Below are 21797 nucleotides of genomic sequence, written 5' to 3' on the forward strand. Positions count from 1 at the left end.
GCCTTCGGGAGGCCCGGCGCCCGGAGACCGCGACCGGGGCGAGGGGCCTGGTCGCGCTACCGCAGCAGGCGGGCGGCCTCGGTCGCCCAGTAGGTGAGGATCTGCTCGGCCCCTGCCCTGCGGTAGGAGGTCAGTGTCTCCACGATGGCCCGCTCGCGGTCGATCCAGCCCCGCTCCGCGGCCGCCTCGATCATCGCGTACTCGCCGCTGACCTGGTAGGCCGACACGGGTACCGGGGAGACCTCGGCCACCTTGGCCACGATGTCGAGGTAGGCCAGGCCGGGTTTGACCATCACCATGTCCGCGCCCTCGGCGACGTCCAGGGCCACCTCACGCAGCGCCTCGCGCGCGTTGGCGGGGTCCTGCTGGTAGCCGGAGCGGTCGCCGAACTGCGGCGCGCCCTCCGCGGCCTCGCGGAAGGGGCCGTAGAACGCCGACGCGTACTTGGCGGCGTAGGCCAGGATGGGCACCTGCTGGTGCCCGGTGCGGTCCAGCCCGGCGCGGATCGCCGCGACCTGGCCGTCCATCATGCCGCTGGGCGCCACCACGGCGGCGCCCGCCTCGGCCTGGGCGGCGGCCACGGACGCGTACCGCTCCAGGGTGAGGTCGTTGTCGACGTGCCCGTCCACCTCCAGCGGGCCGCAGTGGCCGTGGTCGGTGTACTCGCACAGGCACAGGTCGGCCATCACCACGAGGTCGTCGCCGACCTCGGCGGACAGGTCGCGCAGGGCGGCCTGGACGATCCCCTCGGGGTCGTCGGCGGCCGAGCCGTGCGCGTCCTTGTGCGCGGGGATGCCGAACAGCATCAGCCCGCCGACCCCGGCGGCGGCCGCCTCGTGGGCCGCCTTGCGCAGGCTCTCACGCGTGTGCTGCACCTGGCCGGGCATCGAGGAGACGGCCACCGGCTCGGTGATGCCCTCCTTGACGAACATCGGCAGGACGAGGTTCTCGGGGCGGACCCGGGTCTCGGCGACCAGGCGGCGCAGCGCCGGACCGCGGCGCAGGCGGCGCGGCCGGACCGCGGGGAAGGCGGCGTCGTTGCTGGAGGCGTTCATCACGGGACTCCCGGGAAAGGTTCGTGCGTCGGTGGCGGTGTGGTCTCTCAGAGCTTGCGGCGGCGACCGCGCCTCTTCTGACTGGGCTTGAGGACGGGCTTGCCCGCCTCGACCGCCTCGCGCCTCTTCTCGGCACCGTACTCCGAAAGGGCCTGCGCGAGGGCGGAAACGGAGGCTTTGGGCGCCACGACGTCGACGCGCAGGCCGAACTCGATCGCGGTCTTCTCCGTCTCGGGGCCGATGACGGCGATGGCGGTGGTGTTGTGCGGCTTGCCCGCGATCCCCACCAGGTTGCGCACCGTGGAGGAGGACGTGAACAGCACCGCGTCGAAGCCGCCGCCCTTGATCGCCTCGCGGACGGGCGCGGGCGGGGGCGCGGCGCGCACGGTGCGGTAGGCGGTGACGTCGTCGACCTCCCAGCCGAGCTTGTCCAGTCCGGCGGACAGGGTCTCGGTGGCGATGTCGGCGCGCGGCAGCAGGACCCGCTCGATCGGGTCGATCTCGGCGTCGTAGGGCGGCCACACCGAGACCAGGCCCGAGCTGGACTGCTCCTCCTCGGGCGGGGCCAGGTCGGGCTGGATGCCGAACTCGCGCACGGCGCGCGCGGTGGCCTCGCCGACGACGGCGACCTTGACCCCGGCGAACGCGCGCGCGTCCAGGCCGTAGGACTCCAGGCGCTCCCGGATGGCGCGGACCGCGTTGACGGAGGTGAAGGCCACCCACTGGTAGCGGCCGGTGACCAGGCCGCGGACGGCGCGCTCCATCTGCTGCGGGGTGCGCGGCGGCTCCACGGAGATGGTCGGCACCTCCTCGGGCACCGCGCCGTAACCGCGCAGCTGGTCGGACAGGGCGGCGGCCTGCTCCTTGGTGCGGGGCACCAGGACGCGCCAGCCGAACAGCGGGCGGCTCTCGTACCAGGACAGCTCGGAGTGGCGGCCCGCGGCGGGGCCGACGACCATCAGCGCGGGCGCGGTGACGTGGTGGCCCTTGGCGTCCTTGGCCTTGAGGTCGGCGACGAGCCGCCCCAGGGTGGAGGAGACCGTGGTCTGGCGGGTGGTGCCGCCCGCGCGCACGACCGCGACGGGGGTGGTGGCGGGCCGCCCTCCGGCGATGAGGGTCTTGCACAGCACGTCGAAGCCGGGCCCCTGGTGCTCCACCGGCTCGTCGGCGGGAGCGTCGCCGCCCATGACGACCAGGGTGGCGCCGCTGGCGGCGGCCTCGTGCCAGTCGACCCCTCCCCCGCCGTGCGCGCGGGCGTTGAGCACGCGCACCTCGGGGCTGTCCGCGTCCAGCAGCGGCACGCCCGCGAAGGTCGGCACGGAGGTGATCGCGGAGACGCCGGGGGCGACCTCGACCTCGACCCCGGCCTCGTGGCAGGCGGAGACCAGTTCGGCGCCGCGGCAGCCGAAGAACGGGTCGCCGGAGTAGAGGCGGACCACCCGCTGCCCGTCGCGGGCGCGCGCCACCGCCAGGGCGTTGACGTCGCCGCCGCACTCGCCCGCCTCGATCACGGAGACGTCCTCGGAGCAGTGGGAGAGGAGTTCGGCGCGAAAGCCCGAGAGCTCCTCCGCGGCGGGCTCGCGCAGGGTGATGACCACGTCGGCGTGGCTCAGCAGCTCGGCGCCGCGCAGGGTGAGCAGGTCGGCGCCGCCCGGACCGGAACCGACCAGGGCGACGTGCCCGGCCCGCGCTGCGGCGCGCGGCTCCTCCGGCTGGGGGTTGGCGTTGGCGTTCACGTACTGGCTCCTCTGTGTGGGTCGCCGCGCCCCGGTGTGCGGCGCCGGGGGCGGCGGTACGGCGGGCCCAGGCCGAGGAGGCCCGCCGGCTGCTCCTGCTTAGGGCGTGTCCCTCTCGGCGAAGGCCTCGGCCACGATGCGGTCGGCGCCCTCGGCGATCATCTGGCGGGCCAGGTCCCGGCCGAGCGCGGTGGCGGCGGCCAGGTCCCCGGGCGAGGCGAGGTCGGCGGCGCGCTCGCGGCGCACGGCCTCGGACCCGTCGGTGGCGACCACGGCGGCGCGCAGGCGCAGGCAGCCTGCCTCGGCGTCGTACTGGGCGTAGGCGCCGACCGGGGCGGCGCAACCGGCCTCCAGCTCGGCGAGCACGGTGCGTTCGGCGACGACCTCGGCGCGGGTGGCCGGGTGGTCGACCGAGGTCAGGTAGGCGAGGTCGCCGTCGAGGCGCTCGGCGGGGCACTCGACGGCGAGGGCGCCCTGGCCGGGCGCGGGCAGCATCTGCTCGGGCTCGAAGACCTCGGTGACGTCGTCGGTGCGGCCCACGCGGCCGAGTCCGGCGTAGGCCAGGACGACGGCGTCCAGCTCTCCGGAGGCGACCTTGCCCAGGCGGGTCTCGGCGTTGCCGCGGATGGGGACGTAGACCAGGTCCGGGCGCAGCGCGGCGAGCTGGGCGACCCGGCGCGGGGAGCCGGTGCCGACCCTGGCCCCCGCGGGCAGGTCGGCGAACTTGAGCCCGTCGCGCGCGCACAGGGCGTCGCGCGGGTCGTCGCGCTCGGGGATGGCGGCCAGCACGAGCCCCTCGGCGGGCGTGGTGGGCAGGTCCTTGAGCGAGTGGACGGCGAAGTCCACGGTGCCCGCGTGGAGCTCGTCGCGCAGCGCGTTGACGAACACGCCGGTGCCGCCGAGCTGGGTCAGGTGCGCCTTGGTGACGTCGCCGAAGCTGGTGATCAGCTCCAGCTCGATCACCCTGCCGGTGCGTGCGGTGATGGCGTCGGCGACCATGCGCGACTGGCTGGTGGCCATGGTGCTGCGGCGGGTGCCGAGCCTGGCCGGGGCGCCGTGGTCAGGTGCTCCGTCGGCGGTCGTGCCGTGGGAGGGCGTGCCGGTCATGACTTCTCCTGTGCGGTCCGTGCCGCGGTGGCGGTGCCCTCGGGGGCGGTGAGCGCCTCGGGGCTTCCGGGGTCGAGTGCGAAGAGTTCTCTCAGGGCCGCCTCGTAGGACTCCCCGTCCGGTGCGGCGGCCAGTTCCTTGACGCGCACGGTCGGTCTGTGCAGGAGCTTGTCGGCGACGCGGCGCATGGCGCGGCTGATCTCCTCGCGCGTGCGGTCGTCGAGGTCGGCGGGCAGGCGGCCGTGCAGGCGCGACAGCTCGGCGTCCACCACGTCCCTGGCCTGGGCGCGCAGGGCGACGACGGTGGGGGTCACCTGGTGGGCGCGGCGGACCGCGCGGAACTCGGTGACCTCCTCGTCGACGATGCCGCGCACGAGGGTGAGGGCGCTGTCGCGGCCGGTGTCGGCGCCGGGCGCGCTGGCGGCGGCCTGGCGCAGGTCCTCGATGTCGACCAGGCGCACGCCGGGCAGCTCGCGCACGGCCGGGTCGATGTCGCGGGGCAGCGCGAGGTCGAGGAAGACCAGGGGCCGCGTCCGCCCGGCGGTGGCGGCGGCCACGGCCTCGGCGGTCAGGACCAGGCCCTGGGCCCCGGTGCAGGAGATGACGAGGTCCACCTCGGCCAGGGCCGCGGCGGCGTCGGCGAAGGGAACGGCGCGGGCGTCGACGGTGTCGTAGGCCTCGGTGAGGCACTCGGCCAGGCGCGCGGCCCGATCGAAGGTGCGGTTGGCCACGACGACCGCCTCGGCGCCCTGGCGGGAGACGGTGTTGGCGGACAGGGCGCTCATGGAACCGGCGCCGAGGACGAGGGCGCGCACGCCCGTGAGGGGGCCGTGCGCGGGCCGGGCGAGCCCGGGCGCGTCGGCGGTGTCGCCCGGGACCGCGGACATGGGGCAGCCCGCGGGGGGCAGCGAGTCCACGGTCTGGGCGGTCTGGAGGGCGGTGGTCTGGGGCGCGCCGGTCGGGCCGAGTCCGAGTCCGCCGGAGGCGACGGTGAGGCCGAAGCTGACCATGTCGGCGCCCGCGTGGTCGAGGTGGGTCTCGGTGTGGGCGCGCTTGCCCACGCGCAGGGCGCGCTGGCCGAGGTCGTTGAGGACGCGGCCGACGGAACCGGTCTCCTGGCCCTCCTTGAGGGCGTCGCGCACCTGGCCGAGGATCTGGCCCTCGCCGAGGACCATGGAGTCGAGCCCGCAGGTGACGGAGAACAGGTGCTGGACCGCGCGGTCCTCGTAGTGGACGTAGAGGTGCTCGGAGAGCTCGCCGAGGGCGACCCCGGTGTGCCAGGAGAGGAGTTCGGTGATGGCCGAGACGCCGCCGTGGAAGGCCGAGACGTCGGCGTAGACCTCGGTGCGGTTGCAGGTGGAGACCACCATGACCTCGTTGACGGGCTCGGAGCCGACCATCTCGGCGACCGCGTTGGCGCGGGTCTCCCCGTTCAGCGCGACACGTTCGAGGAGCGCCACCGGCGAACTCCGATGGCTCAACCCCACGGCCAGGACACTCATCCGCACTACTCCTATGCAGGCACCACACAGCGTCTTCGTATGCCCCGGCGGCGGCCAGACCGCCGGAGGCGCGGCGCACGCTCGCTCATCGCCCACCGCTCATGCGGGCCTCACGGCCCGGATCGCCCATCCCTCACGTCACGTCAGTTCCAGTCCCGCGCGTTCCGCGCCGTAGCCGTCGCCGTCGGCCCTGCGCTGCGCGTGGAAGGCGAGGATCTGGAGTTCGATAGACAAGTCGACCTTACGCACATCGACTCCGTCCGGCACATTGAGTACGACCGGCGCGAAGTTGAGGATGCTGGCCACCCCCGCCTCGACGAAGCGCGTCGCCACGCCCTGCGCGGAGACCGCCGGCGTCGTGATGACGCCGATGGAAACCCTCTCTGAACGGACAACCTCCTCCAGGTTGTCAATATGCCTCACGTCCAGGGAGGCGACACTCTGCCCCACCATCGCCGGGTCCGCGTCGAGCAGCGCCGCGATGCGGAACCCGCGGGTCCCGAACCCCCCGTAGTTGGCCAGTGCGCGGCCCAGGTTGCCTATCCCGGCGATGGCCACGGCCCAGTCCTGGGTGAGACCAAGCTCACGCGAGATCTGGTAGACGAGGTACTCCACCTCGTAACCCACGCCACGCGTCCCGTAGGACCCGAGGTGGGAGAGATCCTTGCGCAGCTTGGCGGAGTTCACACCGGCGGCGGAGGCGAGGTCCTCGGAGGAGACGGTGAGGGTGCCGCGGTCCTGGAGGGTCTGGAGGGCCCGCAGGTAGACGGGGAGCCGGGCCACGGTGGCCTCCGGGATGCCCCTCTCCCGGGGCCGTGGTGGACGACTGGTCACAGGCGGGCGCTCCTGGTCGGCGGGCGGGCGCGGAGGCGGTCCGGGCGGGAGGCGGGCCGCCGGGGTCGGTGTGCGGAGCGGACGGGCTGCCGCCGCCGCACTCCTCAGGCGTGTCTTGGAGTACCTAGATTACGCGCTTGTGAAAGCACGCACAAAGTGGGGCCCGCTGTGACGGCGGGCTCATAAGTTCCCACCGGTAAGGGACTCGGCACCCCCGTGGAAACCTCCGGCGCGCACGTCGGCAATTCGGGACAACCAAAGAACGTCATATGTGCATATTTGTGGGCACAGCTGTAGTTTTCGGACTTACTCAGCTCTCCGGCGGAGCCGCTCCCCGAGAGCAATCGGAAACGTTCTCTCCCGTCGCCCGGCCCGTCGGCGGCGCGGCCCCCGGAGAACCGCCCGAAACCCTTCAGCCGCCCAGGGCGGAGCGCAGCCGCTCCTCCCCCACCCTCCAGAAGTCGTGGCGCCGCCCGTCCACGAACGTCACCGGGATCTTGTCCCAGTACTCCTCGCGCTCGTCCGCGCCGACCTCGTCGAGCTGCCGCACCGCCCGGCTCGCGCCGAGTTCGTCCGTGACCCGCTCGATGACCCCCCAGGCCTCCTCGCACAGGTGGCATCCCGGCTTGCCGAGCATCACCACGCGCGCCTGGCCCGCCCACCGGGGTGTTTCCGCCATGTTCCCCTCCTGTTTCCGGAGCCTTGCGGCCCCTCAGCCGCCCGCGAAGGGCGGTAGGACCTCGATCACAGTGCCGTCCGCGACCGGTACGTCACCGTGCGCTCTGCGCCCGACCGGGCGCTCGTCGACCAGAAGCGAGGAGGATCCGAGTACGCGCTGGAAGCGGTCGTCCGGGTGCAGCCGACACGCCGCCTCCAGGGCCTCCGCGAGCGTGGCGGCCCCGACCGTTTCCTCGGCGGTTCCGGCGGCCTCCTTGGCCGCTGCCCAGTACCTGATAGTGCACTTCGCCATCCGTTGATTATCCTTGGTGTTGCTCGGAGGCGACGAATTGGACATCTTCACCGGGGGCAATGGCGCCTTCGATCGCCCGCACAGAGCGGGGTGACGAGAAGAGACGCATGAGCCATCTGCTGCTGTTGACGAACTCGAACGAACCGTCCGACCACGTACTTCCCGCCCTCGGTCTCCTTCTGCACTCGGTGCGGGTGGCGCCGGCGGAGGCGGGGGCCCTGCTGGCGTCGAACGCGGGCGGCGGCTCCGGCGCGCCGGTCGACGCCATCCTGGTGGACGCGCGGACCGACCTCGCCGCGGCCCGCAACTTCTGCCGCCTGCTCGACACCACGGGCCTGGACTGCCCGCTGATGGTGATCCTGACCGAGGGCGGCGTCGCGGCGCTGACCCCCGACTGGCAGGTGAACGACTTCATCCTGTCCACCGCCGGTCCCGCGGAGGTCGAGGCCCGCCTGCGGCTGGCCGTGGGATCGGCCGAGGCCGGGACGGACGACCCCGACGAGATCCGCAGGGGCGATCTCGTCATCGACGAGGCCACCTACATCGCGCGGCTGCGCGGCCGCATCCTCGACCTGACCTTCAAGGAGTTCGAACTGCTCAAGTTCCTGGCGCAGCACCCCGGCCGGGTGTTCACCCGGGCGCAACTGCTCCAGGAGGTGTGGGGCTACGACTACTTCGGCGGGACCCGCACCATCGACGTCCACGTGCGGCGCCTGCGCGCCAAGCTGGGCTCGGAGTATGAGTCGCTGATCGGCACGGTGCGCAACGTGGGCTACCGCTTCGTGCCCGACCCGGTCGCCAAGGCGTCCCCGGCCGTGCCGGAGGGGGTCGACGCACCTCCCGCCGCGCGCTCCGCCGAGCCCAGCGCGACCTGACGGACCGGGCGAGCCGCCTCCCTCCGCCCGAGGACCACCCCGGGGCGCCCGCACGGGCGCCCCGGAGTCGTTTCCGGACACCCCGGGACCCGGCCGTCCCGAATTCGTCGACCGCGCCCCCGGACCCGGCCGTCCCGCGGGCGAACGGTGTGAGAACGGGTGGCCGAACACTCGTGTTCGACGGCCCCAGGTCCTAAGATCGTGTGGGCACCCCCACGCCGGGACGTCAGGCGCGGCGAAACTCCCCGCGAGCGGGTGCGCAGAAGCTGCCTTGGCGCGCCATCCGCGAGGAGGAGAACGCCCCGATGCCCACGAACGCCGCGAGACCCCCGCTGCCCCCCGGGCGCCGCCGCACGGCCATCGCCCTGGGCGCCGTCTTCGTCGGCTCCAGCCTGGTCGCCGTCATGTCCCCGGCCCACGCCGAGCCGAGCCCCTCCGCGTCCGCCTCCCCGTCGGACCCGTCCTCGACCCCCTCCGACCCGGAGCCCGCCCCGTCGGCCGTGGTCGCCTTCGAGCGGGACTCCGACGAGGCGGAGCTGGGCAGCTCCGTCCCGGCCAACCCCCTCACCGCGACCAACACCGGCGAGGTCAGCGTCTGCCTGCTCGAAATGGACGTCAACACCGGGGGGTTCGACGTCGAGGGGTTCGAACCCCGGGAGGTCGCCCCGGGCGATGCCGCGTCCGCCGGACAGGTCGTCGGCGCGACCCGCGTGCCCGCCGAGGTCGTGGCCACCCTCACCTACGCGCTCGCCCGGGAGGGCGTCGCGTGCGCGGGGCTGAACGCCTCGGAGACGCACAGCGTCGCCACCGGCACGTGGACGGTCTCGATCGCCAAGCCCGAGCCGAGCACTCCGCCGGAGCCCAGCACGCCCCCGGAGACCGAGGAGCCCGAAGAGGAGCCGAGCGAGGGCCCGGACGAGACCACGAGCCCCTCCGACACGCCCCGTCCCACCCCCACCGGTGACGACGACCGCGAGGGGGCCTCCGGCGGCGGCTCGGGCGGTTCGGGCGGCGGCCGGTCCGGCGGCTCCGGCGACTCGCCCCGCTCCCCCGGCCGTGTGAACGACGTGCCCACCAGCGACGTGCCCACCACCCGCGACAGCTTCCCGGACCTGCCCAGCGACGAGGCCGCCCTGCCCGGGGTCGTGCCCGGCGCGGAGAACCTCGCCGAGCTGCCGACGGTGACCCCCGGCGCGCAGGACGGCGAACTCGACGAGACCGAGGTGGCCGCCGACCACAGCGACCTGGGGCCGAACATGGCCCCGGCCGTGCTGCTCGCCGCGTTCCTCCTCGCGCTGCTGCTCGCGGCCCCGCTCGCACCGGTGCGGCGCGTGCGCGTCGGCGGCGGCTACCAGGGCCGTCGCCGCAGGAAGTAGGACGTCCCGGCGTCGTTCCCCGGTGGCGCGGCCACCGGGGAACGGCGCCGCCGCGACGCGCGGAACGGGGTGGCTACCAGGACAAACACCCCACCGGCCGTGGCTGACAGAAGTCTTGCGCCCGCCCCGTCGTAGGCTTTCGGTCCATGGACACCCCGCTAGTCACCGATGATCTGGACCGGACCCTGGCCGAACAGGTGCTGACGCTCGCCGAGGCCGCGCGCGCGGCCGACGGCGTCGCGCCCCTGTCGGAGCACACCCTGCTGCGCGTCAGACACGGCGCCCCCTCGGGGAGCAGCCGCTTCCACCTGGCCCTGGAGGACGGGCGCGCGGTCGGCTTCGCGTTCGTGGAGCGCGTCGCGGACGAGCCCGACTCCGGAGAGGTCGTCGTCCACCCCGACCACCGCGGCCGCGGACACGGAACCGCCCTGCTGCACTCGGTGGACCGGGACGCCGGACCGGACGGGGTCCGCGTGTGGGCGCACGGGCGCACCCCGCAGGCGGTGTCGGTGGCCCGGGAGGACGGCTGGACCGCCGTCCGCGAACTCCACAAGATGCGGATGCCGCTGCGCGACATCACCGGGGACGAGCCGGGCGGCCCCTGGGAGGCTCCCGAACTGCCCGAGCCCGAGCTGCGGCCCGAGGTGGCCGAACGGGTCCGGCTGCGCCCCTTCGTCGTGGGCCAGGACGAGCAGGCGTGGCTGGCCGCCAACGCGCGGGCGTTCGCCGACCACCCCGAGCAGGGCCAGCTCACCCTGGACGACCTGCTCCAGCGCGAGGTGGAGGACTGGTTCGACCCGGACGGCTTCTTCCTGGCCACCGCCAAGGACGGCGGGGTGGCCGCGTTCCACTGGACCAAGACCCACGCCGACGGCGCCGGGCTCACCGACGGCGAGCCGGTGGGCGAGGTCTACGTGGTGGGCGTGGACCCCGAGTGGCAGGGCAGCGGCCTCGGCCGGGCCCTGACCCTGGCGGGTCTGCGGCACCTGCGCGACGCCGGCCTGCCGTGGGTCCACCTGTACGTGGACGGCGACAACGAGGCGGCGGTGCGGCTGTACGAGTCGCTCGGATTCGCCATGTGGGACACCGACGTGATGTACGCGCCGCCGAGGGACGGCGCCCCCCGCCCGAACGTGTGACCTGTCACATTCACCGGGCAATCCCCGGACCGCCACGGGGGTGCGACACCGCGTTCATCTTCCGTTCATCTTGTTTGGGACAACTCGTCACCTGTTGCACCTACCTTCACATTCGGCGCAGCACGGCCACCCTCCACCACGGACCGTGGCACGGTGACCGGCGATCGCCCCAGCACGGGACGCGGAGCGGCCCCCGGCGGGGAGACATCCCCCGACCGGTGGGAGAACCACGCGTCGCAGGGAACAGACCAGGCACGCAGAAGGTGCACGGAACGCACCGCACCATCCGGGCGACCCGCCCCGAAACCTTCCGAACCGGAGCCAATCCATGACGACCACGGACGCCCCCGAAGCGGCACCGCCGCCCACGGGCAAGCGCCGGATCGGCGACGTCGCCTTCGCCGGGCTCGCCCGAGGCTCGGGCATCCTGATCCTGCTGATCCTCGCCGGTGTCGCCGCCTTCCTGCTCGTGCAGGCCTGGCCGTCCCTGACCGCGAACACGGCGAACTTCCTCACCAGCACGGAGTGGGACCCCAACGTCCGCGAGGAACCCGCCTTCGGTGTCGCCGCCCTGGCGTTCGGCACGGTCCTGGCCGCGGCCATCGCGCTGCTGCTGGCCACTCCGGTGGCGATCGGGATCGCGCTGTTCATCGTCTTCTACGCGCCGCGCAAGCTCGCCTCGGTACTCGGCTACCTGGTGGACCTGCTGGCCGCCATCCCCAGCGTCGTCTACGGCCTGTGGGGCATCGGCTTCCTCGCCCCGGAGCTGGTCCCCGTGTACCAGGCGCTGACGCGCTACCTGGGCTGGATCCCGCTGTTCCAGGGCCCCGCCTCCACCTCGGCCCGCACCATCCTCACCGCGGGCGTGGTGCTGGCCGTCATGATCCTGCCGATCATCACCGCGATGGCGCGCGACGTGTTCCGCCAGACCCCGCAGGGCCACCGTGAGGCCGCCCTGGCCATGGGCGCCACCCGCTGGGAGATGATCCGCCTGGCCGTGCTGCCCTTCGGCAGGTCCGGCGTGGTGGGCGGCGCCATGCTCGGCCTGGGCCGCGCCCTGGGCGAGACGATGGCCGTCGCGATGATCCTGTCCCCCTCCCTCATCGTCTCCTGGAACCTGTTGCAGAGCGGCAACCAGACCATCGCCGCGCACATCGCCCTCCAGTACCCCGAGGCCACCGGGTACGGCGTCTCCGCGCTGATCGCCGCCGGGCTGGTCCTGTTCGCGATCACCCTCGTCGTCAACATGGGCGCGCGCTACGTCGTGACCCGGGGGAGCAAGGAGTCTTGATGGACACGACGACCACCCAGCCTCCCGGCCCCGAGGCGGGCTCCAGCGCGACCGACCTGCGCCGCGGTTCCCTGCCGCAGCACTTCCCCGCCGCCCTGCTGGCGTCCTCCGCCGCCGTGGTGGCCGGGATCCTGCTGGCCTTCTCGTCCTTCGGGTTCCTGCTGTGGGGCCTGCTCACCGCCGCCGCGTACGTGGTGATCATCGTGACGGCCTCCGCCCGCGTCGAGGGCGGCCGCAAGGCCAAGGACCGCCTGGTCACCTCGCTGGTCTACCTGTGCTTCCTGCTGGCGATGCTGCCGCTGGTGTCGGTGCTGTGGACGGTGCTGCGCAACGGCGTCGTCCGGTTCGACGCCTACTTCCTCACGGTGTCCATGAACGGCGTCCTGCCGAGCATGGACGCGGGCGGCGTCTACCACGCGATCGTGGGCACCCTGGCGATCACCGGCATGGCCACGCTCATCTCGGTGCCCATCGGCGTGATGACCGCCGTGTACCTCGTGGAGTACGCCGAGGGCCGCATGAAGCGGATCATCGTGTTCTTCGTCGACGTCATGACGGGCATCCCGTCGATCGTCGCCGGACTGTTCGTGGTGGCGCTGTGGATGATCCTGTTCGGCCCGGGCCGGACCAACGGCGCGGCGGGCGCGATCGCGCTGGCGGTGCTGATGATCCCGGTCGTGGTGCGCTCCAGCGAGGAGATGCTGCGGCTGGTGCCGCAGGACCTGCGCGAGGCCTCCTACGCCCTGGGGGTGCCCAAGTGGCGCACGATCACCAAGGTGGTGCTGCCCACCTCCGCGGCCGGTCTGACGACAGGAATCATGCTCGCCATCGCCCGCGTTATCGGGGAGACGGCACCCCTGATCCTCACCACGGGGTCGTCCGCGGTGTCGATCAACTGGAACCTGTTCGACGGACAGATGATGAACCTCCCGGTGTTCATCTACTCGCAGGTCCGCATGGGCGGCGCCGTCAACTACGAGAGGGCCTGGGCGGCGGCGCTGACCCTGATCCTGGTGGTGATGCTGCTGTTCTTCCTGGCCCGCATGATCGGCCGCCTGTTCGCGCCGAAGGCCCGTTGACCCCTACACCCACCGCCCACGCCCCGCGCGCGGAGCAGATTCACGAGGAACTTCCAGTGGCGAAACGTATCGACGTCTCCGGTCTCCACGTCTACTACGGCGACTTCAAGGCCGTGGAGGACGTGTCGATGACCATCGAGCCGCGGTCGGTGACGGCGTTCATCGGATCGTCGGGCTGCGGCAAGTCCACCTTCCTGCGGACCCTCAACCGGATGCACGAGGTGACCCCGGGAGCCCGCGTGCAGGGCAAGGTGCTCCTGGACGACCTGGACATCTACGGGCCCGACGTGGACCCGGTCATGGTGCGCAGCGAGGTCGGGATGGTCTTCCAGAAGGCCAACCCGTTCCCGACGATGTCGATCTACGACAACGTCATCGCCGGCGCCCGCCTCAACAACCGGCGGATGAGCAAGTCCGAGGCGGACGAGCTGGTGGAGGGTTCGCTGCGCGGCGCGAACCTGTGGGAGGAGGTCAAGGACCGGCTGAACAAGCCCGGTTCGGGCCTCTCCGGCGGCCAGCAGCAGCGGCTGTGCATCGCCCGCGCCACCGCGGTCAAGCCGTCGGTGCTGCTGATGGACGAGCCGTGCTCGGCGCTGGACCCGATCTCGACCCTGGCGATCGAGGACCTCATCCACCAGCTCAAGGAGAACTACACGATCGTCATCGTGACGCACAACATGCAGCAGGCCGCGCGTGTGTCCGACCGGACGGCGTTCTTCAACCTGTCGGCTCCGGGCAAGCCGGGCAAGCTCATCGAGATGGGCGAGACGAACCAGATGTTCACCCGGCCGGAGAAGAAGGAGACCGAGAACTATATCACCGGTCGCTTCGGCTAAGCCGCTGTTAGCAGCCCCTCCGCCCAGGGGCGACCGGTGATGGGGTGGTCGGTTCGGCTAACCCGTCACCCGAACGCCTCCCGACCAGGGACGACCGGTGATCGGGTGGTCGCTTCGGCTAAGCCGCTTGCTGACACCCCTCCCGACCAGGGACGACCGGTGAGCGAGTGACCGCGGGAGACCCGCGCGGACGAGAGAACACGAGGACAGGCGTGACCACACCGCTGGTGATCGACACCGACACCGCGCAGGACGACTGCGTGGCCCTCCTCATCGGGCTGCTGGACCCCGGGGCGGACCTGCGGGCCATCACCATGGTCGCGGGGAACGTCGGCTTCGACCAGCAGGTGCGCAACGCCTTCCTGACCCTCAGCGTGGCCGGTCGCCTGGGCGAGGTGCCCGTGCACCTGGGCTGCCGCCGTCCGCTCGTGCGCCCGTGGGTGAGCGCGGAGAACGTGCACGGCGACGGGACGGGGGGCCTGTCCATGGACGTCTCCGGGCTGGAGACCGAGCGCGAGCACGCGGCGGACGCCCTCGTCCGGCTGGCCGCGGAGAACCCCGGCGAACTGTCGATCGTGGCGATCGGGCCGCTGACCAACATCGCGATGGCGGCCGCCAAGGACCCCGACTTCGCCCGCAACGTCGGCGCCCTCTACGTCATGGGCGGGTCCAACAACGGCCGCGGCAACATCACCGCCGCCGCGGAGTTCAACTTCTACGTGGACCCGGAGTCGGCCAAGGCCGTGTTCGCGGCGGGCTTCGAGATCACCGTGGTCCCCTGGGACCCGCTGACGCTGCGCCAGGCGGTGTTCGGCCAGGAGCGGCTGGACGCCCTCGCCGCCCTCGGCACCCCGCTGTCGGACTTCTTCGGGCGCGTGTGCGCGGCGACGCTGGAGTTCGACCGCAGCGTGGGCATCGACGGCACCACCCACCCCGACTCCCTGACCGCCGCGGTGCTGCTCCATCCGGAACTGGTGCGCCGCTCCGCGCGCTACCACGTGGACGTGGAGACCGCCGGGGAGCTGACCCGCGGCTACTCGGCCATGTCCTGGGGCGTGCACGGGCTGGAGGCGAACGCGACGGTGATCGAGGAGATCGACGCCGACGGATTCTTCGACCACCTCGCCGGGCTGCTGTCCCGGCGCACCGTCCCGAACCGGGCCGTCAGCGGCCTGTGAACCCGTCCCCCCGGCCCCGGCCGGGACGAGGGGTGCGCGCGGCGGCCGAGCGGGGCGACGGGACGCTCCAGCGGCCCCTGGCGGCTCCGGCGTGCGAGGGGGCACGCCCGCGCCCGCCGCAGGAGGGCCCGGGAAGCCTCAGCCGTTCTTGACGACGATGGTCTCCACCGTGTTCGCGACGTGCTCGAACGCGTCCGCGGCGGTCTCCAGCTCCTCGATGACGTCCTTGAGCTTGAGGACCGTCAGGGCGTCGTACTCCCCGCTGAACAGGCGGGCCAGGAGCTTGCGGTAGATGCGGTCGGCCTGGTTCTCCAACTGGTTGATCTCGATCCAGTACCGGGTCAGGTCCTCCAGCGTGCGCAGGCGGGGCATCGCCTCGGCGGTCAGCTCGGCGGCGCGCTCCAGCACCTCGATCTGGTCGATGATGCCCTTGGGGAGGCGCTCCAGGCCGTACAGGCCGATGAGGTCGACGGCGGCCTCCATGGAATCCATCACATCGTCCAGGTTGGAGGCCAGACGGTAGATGTCCTCCCGGTGGATGGGTGTCCCCGAGCTCTTGTTGAGGCGTCGCATGATCGCGTGGGTGGCGTCGTCACCCGCGTGCTCGCAGGCGCGCATCTTCTCGGTGATGGCCTCGCGGTCGGCTCCGTCACTCATCAGCTCCACCAGCAGGCGAGCCGCGATGACCAGGTTGTTCGCCGAGTCGGTGAACATCTCGTAGTAACTGTCATCACGCGGGCGCAAGCGCAGGCGCACGTCGTTCTCCCGATGGTGCGGTGGTGTTCCTTGGTGGATGTTAAGCGCGTCGGCCAGTTGGTCCGGCGCGGCCGGGCTGGGCGGCGCCGGTCCGGCGCCGAGGGGTTGGGCTGGCACGGACTTAGTCACCGCTTATTCATCCGACGGTGCCTCAGCGTGGAACACCCTGGGGGCGCGGGGTCCATCGCAATCCTCCCAATCTCGACAACACCGGGACGGTTCGGGACGCTACCGTGTCCCGCTCCTGCTGGCCAGCGTCGCGCTGAGACAGGAATCACCCAATCGAGCGGAGACCGGTGGACAGCTCCACCGGAGTTCTTCGATGTCCACCTTCGGTCTATTTGGCCGCAATAACAAGTACCCCATCCGTTCATCGGGCCGATCACCCGGCCACACCGCGGATCGGGGCCCGTAGGCTCACCTCCATGCCTTCCGCCCTGAGCGCGAGCGCCGTGCGGCGCCTCCGCGAGTCCCTGGACCAGCAGCTCTCCGAACTGGGAGAGCCCCCCTTCGAGGGGGACGACGAGGCCGCCGTCGCCGCCTGCGCCGAGGCCGTGCTGCGCGCCGGGGAGCCCGTGCGCGCGGCCCTCAAGGCCGCGGTGCGGGGCACCCTGGCGGTGCTCGCGGACCGTGCTCCCGGTCACAGCCTGGAGGTGCGCGTACCGCCGTACGGCGCCGTGCAGGCCATTGAGGGGCCCCGCCACACCCGCGGCACCCCGCCCGGCGTCGTCGAGACCGACCCTCTCACCTGGCTGCGCGTGGCCACCGGCCGCACCCCCTGGGAACAGGCGGTGTCGGAGCACCTCGTGCGGGCCAGCGGCGTGCGCTCCGACCTGTCCGGACACCTGCCCCTGTGGCCGGTACCTCCCCCGGGTGGTGCCCGGCCGACGGCCAGGCACTAAGCTGTGGGTGTGTCGTACTCCGACGGCCGGCTCACCATGGATCTCGATCCGCTCGAACGCGGCCCGCAGGACGCCTGCGGTGTCTTCGGGGTCTGGGCGCCCGGCGAAGAAGTCAGCAAGCTCACCTACTTCGGCCTCTACGCTCTGCAACACCGCGGTCAGGAGTCCGCGGGCATAGCGTTGAGCGACGGGGAACGGATCGTCGTCTACAAGGACATGGGACTCGTCTCCCAGGTCTTCAACGAGGCGACCCTGGACTCCCTGCGCGGCCACCTCGCGATCGGCCACTGCCGCTACTCCACCACCGGGTCGCCGGTGTGGGAGAACGCGCAGCCGACCTTCTACACGGCGCGCGAGGGGGGTCTGGCGCTCGGCCACAACGGCAACCTGATCAACACCCCGGAACTGGCGGCGATGCTGCCCGACACGCGCCGGGGGGCCACCACCGACACCGAGGTCCTCACCAACCTGCTGGCCGAGCGGGCCAGGAGCGGCAGCTCCGTGGAGGACGCCGCCCTCGAACTGCTCCCGCAGGTCAGGGGCGCCTTCTCCCTGGTGTTCATGGACGAGGACACCCTGTACGCGGCGCGCGATCCCCAGGGCATCCGCCCGTTCGTGCTGGGCCGCCTGGGCGAGACCTCCGGCGCGGGCGGCTGGGTGGTCGCCAGCGAGACCGCCGCCCTGGACATCGTGGGCGCCAAGGTCGTGCGCGAGATCGAACCGGGCGAGCTCCTCACCATCGACGAGCGCGGGGTCCGCTCGCGGCGCTTCGCGCCCGCCCGCCGCAAGGGCTGCCTGTTCGAGTACGTCTACCTGGCCCGCCCCGACACCACCATCGCGGGCCGCAACGTCAACTCCACCCGCGTGGAGGTGGGCCGCCGCCTGGCCAGGGAGCACCCGGTGGAGGCCGACCTGGTCATCCCGGTGCCCGAGTCCGGCACGCCCGCCGCGGTCGGCTACGCCGAGGCCAGCGGCATCCCCTTCGCCCAGGGCCTGGTGAAGAACTCCTACGTGGGGCGCACCTTCATCCAGCCCAGCCAGACCCTGCGCCAGCTGGGCATCCGGCTCAAGCTCAACCCGCTGCGCGACGTCATCGAGGGCCGCCGCCTGGTGGTCGTGGACGACTCCATCGTGCGCGGCAACACCCAGCGGGCCCTGGTGCGGATGCTGCGCGACGCGGGCGCCGCCGAGGTGCACGTGCGCATCTCCAGCCCGCCCGTGCTGTGGCCCTGCTACTACGGCATCGACTTCGCCACGCGCGCCGAGCTCATCGCGGCCAACATGTCCGTGGACGAGATCGCCGCCTCGGTCAACGCCGACTCCCTGGCCTACGTGGACCTCGACGAGCTCATCGCCGCGTCGGAGGTGCCCAAGGACGACCTGTGCCGGGCCTGCTTCGACGGCGTGTACCCGATCGAGGTGCGCGACGACGCCCGGGGCAAGTACCTGCTGGAGAAGTCCTGCGGCACGCCCGAGGGATCGACGCTGGCCACCAGCGACAAGTAGTCCGCCGCCGGGTCCGCACGGGCCCGCGCGGCGGCTCCGCCGTGCCCTGGGAGGGGAGGCGGGGACCGCACCACCAAGCGACACAGCACGAGGAGAACTGGCGTGGCAGCCGAAAGCACGGGGACGTCGGGCGCGTACGCGGCCGCCGGGGTGGACATCGCCGCCGGCGAGCGCGCCGTCGACCTGATGAAGCGCCACGTGGCGCGCACCCGCAGGCCCGAGCAGGTGACCGACGCCAGCGGCTTCGCGGGCCTGTTCCGGCTCGACACGAACAAGTACAAGGACCCGGTCCTGGCGACCTCCACCGACGGCGTGGGCACCAAGGTGATGCTCGCCCAGCAGATGGACCGGCACGACACGATCGGCATCGACCTGGTGGCGATGGTCGTCGACGACCTCGTGGTCAGCGGCGCCGAACCCCTGTTCATGACCGACTACGTCGCCTGCGGCGCGGTGGTGCCCGAGCGTATCGCCGAGATCGTCGGCGGCATCGCCGAGGGCTGCCACCAGGCGGGCTGCGCGCTGGTCGGCGGGGAGACCGCCGAGCACCCGGGCGCCATGGAGCCGGACGAGTACGACCTGGCCGGTGCGGGCACCGGCGTGGTGGAGGGCGACGCGATCCTGGGCCAGGACCGGGTCCGCGAGGGCGACGCCGTCATCGCGATGGGCTCCTCGGGCCCGCACTCCAACGGCTACTCGCTCGTCCGCAGCATCGTGGACCGGGCGGACCTGGACCTGTTCGCGCACGTGCCGGAGCTGGACGGGGTGCTGGGCGAGGTGCTGCTCACCCCGACCCGGGTGTACGCCAAGGACTGCGTGGCGCTGACCGCGGCCGTGGAGGTGCACGCCTACGCGCACATCACCGGCGGCGGGCTGGCGGCCAACCTGTCGCGCTCCCTGCCCGGCCATCTGGACGCGGAGCTGGACCGCTCCACCTGGGCGCCCGCCCCCGTGTTCGGCTACCTGGCCGACAAGGGCGGCGTGGGCCGGGAGGACATGGAGGCCACGTTCAACATGGGTGTGGGCATGGCGGCGATCGTCGCGGCGGACGACGCCGAACGCGCCCTGAGTGTGCTGTCCGACCGGGGCGTTCCGGCCTGGCGGCTGGGCACGGTGACGGCCGGTTCGGGACGGGCCGTCCTGACCGGCGAGTACCGCGGCGCGTGAGAAGCGGACGCGAACATAGCCGGTGCGAACCACCGCAGTGGTTCGCACCGGCTATATCCACCTGTCCGCTACGGCTCCCTGGTGCGGGAGCCGCGACCGCCACAGGTCAGCGGTTGTCGTCCGAGCGACCTGGAAATCTCGGTCTGCCGGGTACCAGCCCCACCGGACACCGGTCCTGCCGGCTACCGGTACTGCTGGGTACTACAGCGTCACCGGGTACTACTTGTCCGAGTCCGAGTACTTGTCGGCAAGATCCGCGTAGCGGTCGACCAGGTCGTCGTGAGAATCCGCGTAGGAATCATCCGGACCCGACGGCCCGGAGGGAGACCCCTCGTCCTCAGCGACACCCAGCTCCGACCGCAGCCGCTCAAGGTCGGTCCCGCCGGAGCTGTACTTGAGCTTCCGGGCGACCTTCTGCTGCTTGGCCTTGGCTCGGCCGCGCCCCATTGGCTCGACCCCCTCAACGATTGGGTTCCGACGAACCCCAGATCACTTACAAACCCGCACTATCGGGCTGACGGCCGTCAAACGCGACTGACGACAGGCGCCAGCTTACGTACACATACAACCGTACCTGGTCGGCCCCCGTCGTGCCTACGCCACCCGGGTGTGACGGATGTGGTGAGCGCACGCAACGGCGGCCGCACAGGCTACCCGTGGTGAGTGCCACAGACAACGATATGTGCCACGATGCGATCGTGCTGCCCTACACCGCCTATCTCCGCGTCTACCAGCCGATCAACGCCTTCTCTCCGTACGACCGCGGTTACTGGGAGGAGTACGCGGCCTCCCCCGACCGGCCCCGGCGGATCAACGCGCTGGCGGCGGAGCACGCCGAGAGCCTGAGCCGCCTGGTGGCCACGCCCCCGGTGGTGGCTCCGGCGGAGGAGAGCCGCAACGCCTACCTGCGCCGGGTGAACGAGCGGCTGTACGTCTGCCCCTGGCAGACCCGGCTGCGCTCGTGGCGGGCCTTCACCGAGTTCACCGGCACGATGCCGGTGGGGGTGAGCACGGCGTTCGTGCCCGTGGACGAGGCGGAGCGGGCGGAGGAGGAGTACCGCGAGTGGCGGGATTCGGGCGCGCTGGTGCGGCCGGGGATCCTGTCGAGCAACTGGACCGTGCCGGTCCCCTGGTTCGTGCCCTTCGAGGCCCAGGAGCGGTGCCTGGTGCTGTCGGCGAACTCCACCCGGACCCTGCTGTACCTGACGCGGACCTCGCTCGCCCTGAGACGGCTGGAGCAGACCGCGGCGGTGCTGCGGGAGCACATCGGCGAGCACGCGGTGTCGGCCGCCACCGAGCAGCTGACGGACTGGCTGACGCTGACCGCGCACCCCGACTCCCTGCTGGAGCTGGACTACGGCGGGCTGCCGCACCTCCTCAGCGACGACCACCTCGGCGAGGACCACTCGGTGGCGGAGGTGGCGGGGGCGATCGAGGCCCTGGCGACGGGGGACGGCCGACGCGTGGTGGAGTTGCGCGAGAGGCTCACGCGGCGCTGGAGGTCGGTACGCGCACTGGAGCACGCCAACTGAGGGTTACGGTGTCACCACGTTTTCGTGGACACCCGCCTCCGTCTGTCGTCATCTGAGAGGGCGGACGCCCGCGCGCCACGCCGGTTACCAACCTGGTACACCAGGTTTCTCTCTCCTCCTCCGCCGCCTTTCCGCACGTGACAAGGGTGCGAGCCCGGACGTCGTCCGCGCACGACATCAAGAGTCGTGAAACTGGGCATAACGCCCGATAGGGATCGGCATAGACTGTAGCCAAACGATCACAGAGCGCACCCTCAGTAATCAGGAAACCCTTGCCACGCGGGGAATCCGCGCGGCCCGACCGTCAGCCGAAGCACACGGCGCCCCTTCCCCGCCGGTCCGCCTCCTCCCCCGCACGCGAACCGCCCACCGAGGGCCCGGGACTCCACCACGCTCCACGGAGCCGGGTTTCGGTCAGGCAGCCGTAGCACTTCGGGCACTCCGCATCGAGAAAAACGAGGCCGGAGAACGAAGTTTTGACCGAATACGCCACATGCCACTAAACGTGTCGCTAGAATCACTTAGCGTGACGCGGCCACGGGCGGCTTTCTTTGGCCTCCCACGTGCAAAGTTGCTTGGAGTGGTCGTACAATCACCTCGGGTGATGCCAATATAGACCTAGAGGGAATATTGGACATCCGGGCCAAGTGCCAGGATTAAGGCTCAAGGATCGGCACACAGATCCAGGAGGAGAGGCCGTACACATGTCAACTCGCACGCCCGAGGCGGAGCCCCTGTTGACCCCCGCCGAGGTTGCCACCATGTTCCGTGTGGACCCCAAGACCGTGACACGCTGGGCGAAGGCGGGCAAGCTGACCTCGATCCGCACCTTGGGCGGACACCGCCGCTACCGCGAGACCGAAGTCCGCGCCCTGCTGGCCGGAATCCCCAGCCAGCGTACGGAGTGATCTCCCCTGTCTGCGCCGATTCCGGGGGGAACGGTCGGACGGGCTCCG

Annotated in this window: 21 protein-coding genes; 12 read left to right on the plus strand and 9 right to left on the minus strand. The window is 71.9% G+C overall.

Annotated features, from left to right (window positions below):
• Positions 1-56: 56 nt before the first annotated feature.
• From hemB to ACSTA4_RS27305, 7 genes are all read right to left on the minus strand, one after another.
• Positions 57-1055 (minus strand): porphobilinogen synthase, encoded by a 999-nt coding sequence (hemB, locus tag ACSTA4_RS27275; protein WP_444961577.1) that lies wholly within the window; start codon positions 1053-1055, stop codon positions 57-59.
• A 47-nt stretch (positions 1056-1102) separates the two neighbouring features.
• Positions 1103-2791 (minus strand): uroporphyrinogen-III synthase, encoded by a 1689-nt coding sequence (locus tag ACSTA4_RS27280; RefSeq protein ID WP_444961578.1) that lies wholly within the window; start codon positions 2789-2791, stop codon positions 1103-1105.
• A 99-nt stretch (positions 2792-2890) separates the two neighbouring features.
• Entirely contained in the window at positions 2891-3898 is a 1008-nt protein-coding gene (gene hemC, locus ACSTA4_RS27285; RefSeq protein ID WP_444961579.1) for a hydroxymethylbilane synthase, read from the minus strand.
• On the minus strand, positions 3895-5400 hold the full coding sequence (locus ACSTA4_RS27290; protein ID WP_444961580.1) for a glutamyl-tRNA reductase: 1506 nt from the start codon (positions 5398-5400) through the stop codon (positions 3895-3897). The genes hemC and ACSTA4_RS27290 overlap by 4 nt, the downstream gene beginning before the upstream one ends.
• 138 nt (positions 5401-5538) lie before the next feature.
• Positions 5539-6234, minus strand: a complete 696-nt coding sequence (locus ACSTA4_RS27295; RefSeq protein WP_274975123.1) for a redox-sensing transcriptional repressor Rex — start codon at positions 6232-6234, stop codon at positions 5539-5541.
• A 412-nt stretch (positions 6235-6646) separates the two neighbouring features.
• Complete coding sequence (locus ACSTA4_RS27300; protein WP_444961581.1) at positions 6647-6913, minus strand: glutaredoxin family protein; 267 nt, start codon at positions 6911-6913, stop codon at positions 6647-6649.
• Positions 6914-6946: 33 nt separating this feature from the next.
• Positions 6947-7204: a MoaD/ThiS family protein gene (locus ACSTA4_RS27305; protein ID WP_013155371.1), complete on the minus strand. Its 258-nt coding sequence runs from the start codon at positions 7202-7204 to the stop codon at positions 6947-6949.
• A 107-nt stretch (positions 7205-7311) separates the two neighbouring features.
• Here ACSTA4_RS27305 and ACSTA4_RS27310 point away from each other — a divergent pair, with 107 nt between their 5' ends.
• The 7 genes from ACSTA4_RS27310 (at position 7312) to ACSTA4_RS27340 (ending at position 14978) form a co-directional block, all read left to right on the plus strand.
• A complete protein-coding gene (locus ACSTA4_RS27310; RefSeq protein WP_444961582.1) occupies positions 7312-8079 on the plus strand; it encodes a winged helix-turn-helix transcriptional regulator in 768 nt (255 codons plus the stop codon).
• Positions 8080-8384: 305 nt separating this feature from the next.
• Positions 8385-9455, plus strand: a complete 1071-nt coding sequence (locus tag ACSTA4_RS27315; RefSeq protein WP_444961583.1) for a hypothetical protein — start codon at positions 8385-8387, stop codon at positions 9453-9455.
• A gap of 146 nt (positions 9456-9601) precedes the next feature.
• A complete protein-coding gene (mshD, locus tag ACSTA4_RS27320) occupies positions 9602-10594 on the plus strand; it encodes a mycothiol synthase (protein WP_444961584.1) in 993 nt (330 codons plus the stop codon).
• Positions 10595-10922: 328 nt separating this feature from the next.
• Positions 10923-11885 carry a phosphate ABC transporter permease subunit PstC gene (pstC, locus tag ACSTA4_RS27325; protein ID WP_047871040.1) on the plus strand — a complete coding sequence of 321 codons (963 nt, stop codon included), beginning with the start codon at positions 10923-10925 and terminating at the stop codon, positions 11883-11885.
• Positions 11885-12964 carry a phosphate ABC transporter permease PstA gene (pstA, locus tag ACSTA4_RS27330; protein WP_248772372.1) on the plus strand — a complete coding sequence of 360 codons (1080 nt, stop codon included), beginning with the start codon at positions 11885-11887 and terminating at the stop codon, positions 12962-12964. Before pstC ends, pstA begins: the two co-directional genes overlap by 1 nt.
• Before the next feature lie 56 nt (positions 12965-13020).
• Positions 13021-13800 (plus strand): phosphate ABC transporter ATP-binding protein PstB, encoded by a 780-nt coding sequence (pstB, locus tag ACSTA4_RS27335; RefSeq protein WP_013155377.1) that lies wholly within the window; start codon positions 13021-13023, stop codon positions 13798-13800.
• Positions 13801-14012: 212 nt separating this feature from the next.
• Positions 14013-14978, plus strand: a complete 966-nt coding sequence (locus ACSTA4_RS27340) for a nucleoside hydrolase (protein ID WP_444961585.1) — start codon at positions 14013-14015, stop codon at positions 14976-14978.
• Between the two features lie 138 nt (positions 14979-15116).
• On the opposite strand, the gene ACSTA4_RS27345 is transcribed toward ACSTA4_RS27340, so the two are convergent.
• Positions 15117-15734 (minus strand): DUF47 domain-containing protein, encoded by a 618-nt coding sequence (locus ACSTA4_RS27345; RefSeq protein ID WP_013155381.1) that lies wholly within the window; start codon positions 15732-15734, stop codon positions 15117-15119.
• A 425-nt stretch (positions 15735-16159) separates the two neighbouring features.
• On the opposite strand from ACSTA4_RS27345, the gene ACSTA4_RS27350 reads away from it, so the two are divergent.
• The 3 genes from ACSTA4_RS27350 (at position 16160) to purM (ending at position 19309) form a co-directional block, all read left to right on the plus strand.
• The gene (locus tag ACSTA4_RS27350) at positions 16160-16636 is read left to right on the plus strand and encodes a sterol carrier family protein (protein ID WP_444961586.1); all 477 of its coding nucleotides are present in this window, start codon (positions 16160-16162) and stop codon (positions 16634-16636) included.
• A 9-nt stretch (positions 16637-16645) separates the two neighbouring features.
• Entirely contained in the window at positions 16646-18142 is a 1497-nt protein-coding gene (purF, locus tag ACSTA4_RS27355) for an amidophosphoribosyltransferase (protein ID WP_274975133.1), read from the plus strand.
• Between the two features lie 102 nt (positions 18143-18244).
• Positions 18245-19309: a phosphoribosylformylglycinamidine cyclo-ligase gene (purM, locus tag ACSTA4_RS27360; protein ID WP_444961587.1), complete on the plus strand. Its 1065-nt coding sequence runs from the start codon at positions 18245-18247 to the stop codon at positions 19307-19309.
• Positions 19310-19528: 219 nt separating this feature from the next.
• Here purM and ACSTA4_RS27365 read toward each other — a convergent pair whose 3' ends face one another.
• Positions 19529-19756 carry a DUF3073 domain-containing protein gene (locus ACSTA4_RS27365; RefSeq protein WP_013155385.1) on the minus strand — a complete coding sequence of 76 codons (228 nt, stop codon included), beginning with the start codon at positions 19754-19756 and terminating at the stop codon, positions 19529-19531.
• A gap of 233 nt (positions 19757-19989) precedes the next feature.
• Here ACSTA4_RS27365 and ACSTA4_RS27370 point away from each other — a divergent pair, with 233 nt between their 5' ends.
• Positions 19990-20841 (plus strand): hypothetical protein, encoded by an 852-nt coding sequence (locus ACSTA4_RS27370; protein ID WP_444961588.1) that lies wholly within the window; start codon positions 19990-19992, stop codon positions 20839-20841.
• Between the two features lie 704 nt (positions 20842-21545).
• The gene (bldC, locus tag ACSTA4_RS27375; protein WP_013155387.1) at positions 21546-21749 is read left to right on the plus strand and encodes a developmental transcriptional regulator BldC; all 204 of its coding nucleotides are present in this window, start codon (positions 21546-21548) and stop codon (positions 21747-21749) included.
• Positions 21750-21797 lie beyond the last annotated feature (48 nt).

Source organism: Nocardiopsis sp. M1B1 (genome assembly GCF_052466615.1).

What these genes read in the sequence shown, in the direction of transcription:
- bldC (WP_013155387.1), top strand. Translation starts at nt 21,546, where the DNA reads ATGTCAACTCGCACGCCCGAGGCGGAGCCCCTGTTGACCCCCGCCGAG.
- ACSTA4_RS27370 (WP_444961588.1), top strand. Translation starts at nt 19,990, where the DNA reads ATGTGCCACGATGCGATCGTGCTGCCCTACACCGCCTATCTCCGCGTC.
- ACSTA4_RS27350 (WP_444961586.1), top strand. Translation starts at nt 16,160, where the DNA reads ATGCCTTCCGCCCTGAGCGCGAGCGCCGTGCGGCGCCTCCGCGAGTCC.
- ACSTA4_RS27365 (WP_013155385.1), bottom strand. Translation starts at nt 19,756, where the DNA reads ATGGGGCGCGGCCGAGCCAAGGCCAAGCAGCAGAAGGTCGCCCGGAAG.
- ACSTA4_RS27290 (WP_444961580.1), bottom strand. Translation starts at nt 5,400, where the DNA reads ATGAGTGTCCTGGCCGTGGGGTTGAGCCATCGGAGTTCGCCGGTGGCG.
- hemB (WP_444961577.1), bottom strand. Translation starts at nt 1,055, where the DNA reads ATGAACGCCTCCAGCAACGACGCCGCCTTCCCCGCGGTCCGGCCGCGC.
- pstC (WP_047871040.1), top strand. Translation starts at nt 10,923, where the DNA reads ATGACGACCACGGACGCCCCCGAAGCGGCACCGCCGCCCACGGGCAAG.
- ACSTA4_RS27300 (WP_444961581.1), bottom strand. Translation starts at nt 6,913, where the DNA reads ATGGCGGAAACACCCCGGTGGGCGGGCCAGGCGCGCGTGGTGATGCTC.
- ACSTA4_RS27305 (WP_013155371.1), bottom strand. Translation starts at nt 7,204, where the DNA reads ATGGCGAAGTGCACTATCAGGTACTGGGCAGCGGCCAAGGAGGCCGCC.
- ACSTA4_RS27310 (WP_444961582.1), top strand. Translation starts at nt 7,312, where the DNA reads ATGAGCCATCTGCTGCTGTTGACGAACTCGAACGAACCGTCCGACCAC.
- mshD (WP_444961584.1), top strand. Translation starts at nt 9,602, where the DNA reads ATGGACACCCCGCTAGTCACCGATGATCTGGACCGGACCCTGGCCGAA.
- ACSTA4_RS27315 (WP_444961583.1), top strand. Translation starts at nt 8,385, where the DNA reads ATGCCCACGAACGCCGCGAGACCCCCGCTGCCCCCCGGGCGCCGCCGC.
- pstA (WP_248772372.1), top strand. Translation starts at nt 11,885, where the DNA reads ATGGACACGACGACCACCCAGCCTCCCGGCCCCGAGGCGGGCTCCAGC.
- hemC (WP_444961579.1), bottom strand. Translation starts at nt 3,898, where the DNA reads ATGACCGGCACGCCCTCCCACGGCACGACCGCCGACGGAGCACCTGAC.